Source organism: Novipirellula sp., assembly GCF_041583735.1.
Classification (GTDB): Bacteria; Planctomycetota; Planctomycetia; order Pirellulales; family Pirellulaceae; genus Novipirellula.
In genome coordinates this window covers 1-5,683 of record NZ_JBFHFD010000570.1, presented here as the reverse complement: position 1 = coordinate 5,683, position 5,683 = coordinate 1, and the positions used below count along the sequence as shown (strand labels likewise).

4 protein-coding genes are annotated in these 5,683 nt (G+C 55.9%); 2 read left to right on the top strand and 2 right to left on the bottom strand.

Translation table 11 applies throughout. The features are described from left to right. Together ABX962_RS28505 and dxr are read right to left on the bottom strand one after the other, a co-directional pair. Positions 1 to 882 (bottom strand): site-2 protease family protein (locus ABX962_RS28505; RefSeq protein ID WP_372724563.1); only part of this gene is annotated, 882 nt, incomplete at its 3' end. 13 nt (positions 883 to 895) lie between these two features. Then, complete coding sequence (gene dxr / locus ABX962_RS28500) at positions 896 to 2,143, bottom strand: 1-deoxy-D-xylulose-5-phosphate reductoisomerase (protein ID WP_372724561.1); 1,248 nt, start codon at positions 2,141 to 2,143, stop codon at positions 896 to 898. 441 nt (positions 2,144 to 2,584) lie between these two features. Between dxr and ftsH the strand changes: the two genes are divergently transcribed. Then, entirely contained in the window at positions 2,585 to 4,786 is a 2,202-nt protein-coding gene (ftsH, locus tag ABX962_RS28495) for an ATP-dependent zinc metalloprotease FtsH (protein WP_372724559.1), read from the top strand. A 150-nt stretch (positions 4,787 to 4,936) separates the two neighbouring features. Continuing rightward, positions 4,937 to 5,683, top strand: a 747-nt coding sequence (locus tag ABX962_RS28490; RefSeq protein WP_372724557.1) for a VWA domain-containing protein, incomplete at its 3' end; no start/stop codon positions are given.

The following is a 5,683-nucleotide window of genomic DNA, read 5'->3' as shown; positions in this document are numbered from 1 at the left end:
GGCGGCGATACTGCCAGGCATCGCGACGGTTTTCGAGCTGAGTTCAAGCGAGGTGGGGCTGACGATCCCGATCATCCGCACGTCCGAGTTTTCGGGGTGAGACGCCGTTTTTAGGTTGGATTTTCGAACCCCTTCGTCATAGCGAATCGACAAGCTGATGGGCTTTTCGGGGTTATCCAACCCTTCGGTCAAAATCGCCATTCGCATTTCACGGAAATGCATCTGGTCGTCGGTCAAACCGCCAACCGACACGACTTGCCCGCCGGGTTCAATGCCAGCCTGCCACGCCGGGCCGCCTGGGGTCACGCCGCCGATGATCGATGGGTTGTAGGTGACGCCGTAGCCGTACGCGATCGCGGCAAACAACACGCCGGTGATCAAGTTCATCACCACGCCGGCGCTGATGATGATCATCCGTTGCCAAACCGGTTTAGCGGGGAAACTGCGTGGATCGAGTTTTTCAGGGGCAGTATCATCACCCTCTTCGTCCGCTTCGGCTTCGTCCTCTTTCATACGAATCCGCTTCGCCTCTTCTTCGGCTTTGCGAGGATCGTCGTCCTGGCCGAGCATTTTGACATAGCCGCCCAGCGGGATGATCCCGATTCCGTATTCCGTCTCGCCGTATTGGAATTTGCCCAGCGTTCGAGGGAACTTGATCGGGCCAATTTGGATCGGAACGTCGAATCCGACGTAAAACTTTTCGCATTTCACGCCAAACGATTTGGCCGCGACAAAGTGCCCGAGTTCGTGAACGAAAATCACAAGCCCAATGCCTAATGCGACCAGTCCCCATTGCCAGATCTGGGTCGCCAAGGAAGTAAGTACGCCAGCTTCGTCGGTGGCTGCCAACGGCAAAAATTGGGCAAGTAAATCGATAAACATATTTAATTAGGTTTTAGGTTGCATATTGTTTGCGAACTTCGGCACGAGCCCATCGGTCCAACTCCAACAGCCGACTTAACGACGGTTGAGGCTCGAAATGATGGTGTTCCAAAGCCCGGCGGCACGCGGGCACGATGTCAGTAAAGCGAATTTTTCCTTCCAGGAACAGACCGACCGCTTGTTCGTTGGCGGCATTGACCACCGAACCGGCGGTTCCACCCACGCGGGCGACCTCGAATCCGAGGTCCAACGCCGGAAAACGCTCGCGGTCCACCGGTTGCAGCGTCAGATCCCATTGTCGCGTGCGGTCCAGTGCCGGTGTCTCGCACGGCAGTCGTCGGGGGTAAGTCAATGCATATTGAATCGGTAAACGCATGTCCGGTGGGCTCAATTGAGCAATCACTGAACCGTCCTCGAATTCGACCATCGAATGGATGATCGATTGAGGATGGACCACCACCTCAATCGATTCTGCGGGAATGTCGAACAACCAGCGAGCCTCGATCACCTCGAGCGCCTTGTTCATCATCGTTGCCGAATCGATCGTAATTTTCGGGCCCATATCCCAGGTCGGATGATTCAGTGCCAATTGAGGCGTGGCGTCATGCATCTGTTGAATTGATGCATTGCGAAACGGGCCGCCACTTGCCGTCAGAATTAATTTGCGAGGCTTGCATCGGTTTTCGCTCTCGGCACTGCTTTCTTTGTCTCCCAAACACTGGAAAATCGCAGAATGTTCGCTGTCGACCGGCAGCACTTCGGCACCACGGTGGTCGAACTTCGTTTTTTGCAAGCTCGCTTGCACGAGCGAACCGGCGACAACCAGCGTTTCTTTGTTCGCCAAAGCGACTCGTTTTCCGCTTTCGATCGCCGCCAGCGTGCTTTCTAGCCCGGCGCGGCCAACGATGGCGGCGACAACAACGTCGACTTCGGGGGCCGAGGCAATTTCGACTAAAGCATCGGGGCCGGTTTTGATTTGCGTCTTCGCTAGCATCGTGCCCGCCGCGAATGCAGCGGCAGACTCAGGATCCGACAGGACGATCTGGTGGGGGGGGCGTTCGAATTGGCCCGCCAATTCACCGAGCAGCCCGACATTGCGGTGTCCCGACGCGGCCCACAGGTTCCACTGCTTCGTTGGGTCGATCCGGTCCAAATGGTGCAAAACGTCGATCGTCGCGGTGCCAATGCTGCCAGTGGCTCCCAGCACGGCCACGTTCATGGCCGGCGAAGACTGCAATTCCGAGGTGTCCTGTTTGTCCAAAGTAACGGGTCCAGAACCAGAATCGGCGAGAGGGCGGGGGGAGGAAGCTTCGTCGGAATTCGCTGGCACGAGAATTTTTTTGGTCGGAGAAGGATGTTTTCAGTGCAAGACGAGTGAACGATTGCGGTCATCGTGATGTAGTCAAAAGACGTTCACGTTGGCGATCGCCGGACTTCCGGAACCTTCGTTACGATCGATCGCTCCATCTGGTTCCGCCCAACATAGGCTTGCCGTTGGACGTGGGCAATCAAACAATACGTAATAAAATACTGTCTAACGGATCATCTCGTCTGGCGTTTGGGGGCAAGCGACCCGCAGGACCGCATCGTTTCGCATCGATGGCGTGCGTTGGGATTGCCTTGCAAGCAGAAAGCTTACCCCACTTTTTCGACTTGATGACATACGAAATATCTAAAATCGAGACCCCTCTCTGGTAACGCAATGACCGACGATAAGCGAAAAAAATCGAGCAGCAACGAACCACGAAGCGGCGGAAATATGTGGTTGGTGCTCGCTGCGATCGTCTCCGCCGTACTGCTCAGTACGTTTTTGTTCAGTAATAACAGCCACCGGCTGCGTTATCCGGACCTGCTGGTCCTGCTGCAAAAAGAAGCCGACGCACGCAAATCTGCGACCGCGAATCCGTCGGCGACCGCAGACGAAACGGCGATGAAGTCTGACGATCCGACAAAGCCCTCGGAATCCGACACGGCCGTGGCTGATTCGGACGATGCGGATGCGGCCGAAACCAATAATGAAGTTCAAGCAAATCCATCCGAATCGGTAGCGAACGATCCTCGGACGTTGGTGGTTTCGTCGATCAGCGACCCCGACAAAAAGGTCGAGTACAGCCGCCCCCAATACATTAAAGTGTCGGACGAAAAGATTACCGGCACGGTGATGTACCGTCCGCTCGGAGCAAAGCCTGCGGCCAAGCTCGAGCCGATCCAGTTTGAAACCATCCACACCTCGGGGAATGAAACCGAGGATCGCCGATTGGCCGAATTGCTGACCGAATCCGGGGTGATCTGGGACAACGATCGTCCAAGCCGCTTCTTCGAGCAACATTGGCCCGAGTTATTGATGATCGGCGTCTTGGTGATGCTGGGCATCATGATGCTTCGCCGGATTGGTGGCGTGGGGTCGCCGATGTCATTTTCGCGAAGTCGTGGGAAACTGTACGGTCAAGAAGAGCTGCCGCTGACGTTTGCCGATGTGGCGGGAATCGAAGAAGCGGTTGACGAGGTTCGTGAAGTCGTTGACTTTTTGAAAAACAGTGACAAATATCAATCACTCGGCGGCCGCATTCCCAAGGGAGTGTTGTTGGTGGGGCCTCCCGGTACCGGCAAGACTTTGCTCGCCAAAGCGATTGCCGGCGAAGCCGGGGTGCCGTTTTTCAGTCTTTCCGGTAGCGACTTTGTCGAAATGTTCGTTGGTGTTGGGGCGGCTCGCGTCCGTGATATGTTCCAACAAGCGACCAGCCGGGCGCCTTGCATTATCTTTATCGACGAGCTGGACGCTTTGGGAAAAAGCCGTAGCGGCAGCGTGGTCGGCGGACACGATGAACGCGAACAAACGCTCAACGCGTTGTTGGTCGAGATGGATGGATTTGATTCCAACTCGGGCGTGATTATTGTCGCGGCCACCAACCGTCCGGAAACCTTGGACCCCGCACTGCTGCGTCCGGGACGATTCGATCGACACGTCTTGGTCGATCGCCCCGATGTCGCCGGTCGCGAAGAAATCTTGAAAGTCCACGTCAAAAATGTGCGATTGGACGAGAAGGTGGAACTTCGCGACATCGCCTCGATTACGCCCGGTTTCGTCGGGGCGGACTTGGCCAATCTCGTCAACGAAGCGGCGCTGTTGGCCGCGCGGGCGGAAAAGCAAACCGTGGGAATTGAGCAGTTCAATGAAGCGGTCGAGCGAGTAACAGCGGGGCTAGAGAAAAAGAACCGCGTCATGAACGAAGATGAGAAAATTCGTGTCGCGTATCACGAAGCCGGACACGCGATCGTCGCGGCTGCATTGCCCAATACCGATCCCGTTCATAAGGTCAGCATCATTCCTCGCGGGTTGGCTGCGCTCGGTTACACGATGCAGCGTCCCGAATCGGATCGCTATTTGATGACCAAAACGGAATTGGAAAGCAACATGAAAGTGTTGTTGGCTGGCACGTTGACCGAGGAAATGACATTCCAAGACATTAGCACCGGAGCCCAGAATGACCTCGAACGTTGTACCGAGATCGCACGCAGCATGGTGATGGATTATGGGATGAGCCGGATGGGGCGGATCAATTTTCGCCGTAGTTCACGCTCCGCATTCTTGGCCAGCAGTGGGGGTGACGGCTATCAAATGAACCACAGCGAAGAGATGGCCAAGATGATCGACAAAGAAGTCGCCCGGATCATCGAGGACGCACTGGTGCAGACTCGCGAAATCCTTGAGCAGCGCCGCGAGGTGCTCGAAGCGGTCACCCAGCGACTGCTCGATGTCGAGGCGATCGACAGTGACGAATTGATGCGACTAATCAAAGAAAATTCACGCGGCCCATGGCTCGTCCCCGGAACCGTCACCGAGAAACCCAAGGCTGTGATGCCGCCGGTCGAAGGTGACAAAGCGAAAGCTGAAGCTCCGTAATCACCCGTCTGAATTACCCGTCAGACAATGTTTTTACATTGTTTTGATCTCCCGCGAACCATTCATCCTCGGGAACATGGTTTGATGATCTTCCTAAGCGATCGCTAACGCGTGGCGATCGTATCCCTGGCTACTCAAGGAGATCTCGTCATGTTCCGTCAAGTTCGCAGTGCGTTCATGCTGGCCGCCGTCATCGCGGCCAGCCAATTCGTGGTCGCCGCTGTTGCGGCGGCGCAGGTCGGGTTGGACGTCGGTGTCTCGAGTCCAACGATGCAAGCGGACGAGAAATCGACCAACTACATTCGCATCGCCTTGACCGGCGCCGAGCTTCCTCAGGCTGAAACACGGCCCCCGGTGAACGTCGCCATCGTGATCGATACCAGCGGGTCAATGAGCGGTGAGAAGATCGTCCAGGCTCGCAAGGCTGCGATTGCGGCGATCAATCGACTGCAAGACCGGGATATCGTTTCGGTGGTGCTGTACAACTCGTCGACCGAGGTCTTGGTGCCGGCAACCAAGGCAACCGATCGAAAATCCATCATCGCCAAAATCCGTGGTATCCAAGCCGATGGCAATACGGCGTTGTTCGCCGGTGTCAGCAAAGGAGCCGCTGAGGTGCGGAAGTTCCTCGGAGCCGATTCGGTCAATCGTGTGATCCTGTTGTCCGATGGGATTGCCAACGTCGGACCCAAAAGTCCTCGTGAATTGGAACGACTCGGTGCCTCGCTTGTCAAAGAAGGGATCAGCGTCAGTACGCTGGGGCTGGGACTTGGGTACAACGAAGACTTGATGAGCAAATTGGCCAGCGCGGGAAGTGGCAACCATATCTTTGTCGAATCCGCCGATGATCTTATTGCAGTGTTTAACAGCGAGTTCAAAGATCTGATGAGTGTCGTC

Excerpts from the sequence above, each read along its gene's own strand:
- ftsH (WP_372724559.1), top strand. The coding sequence starts at position 2,585 with ATGACCGACGATAAGCGAAAAAAATCGAGCAGCAACGAACCACGAAGC.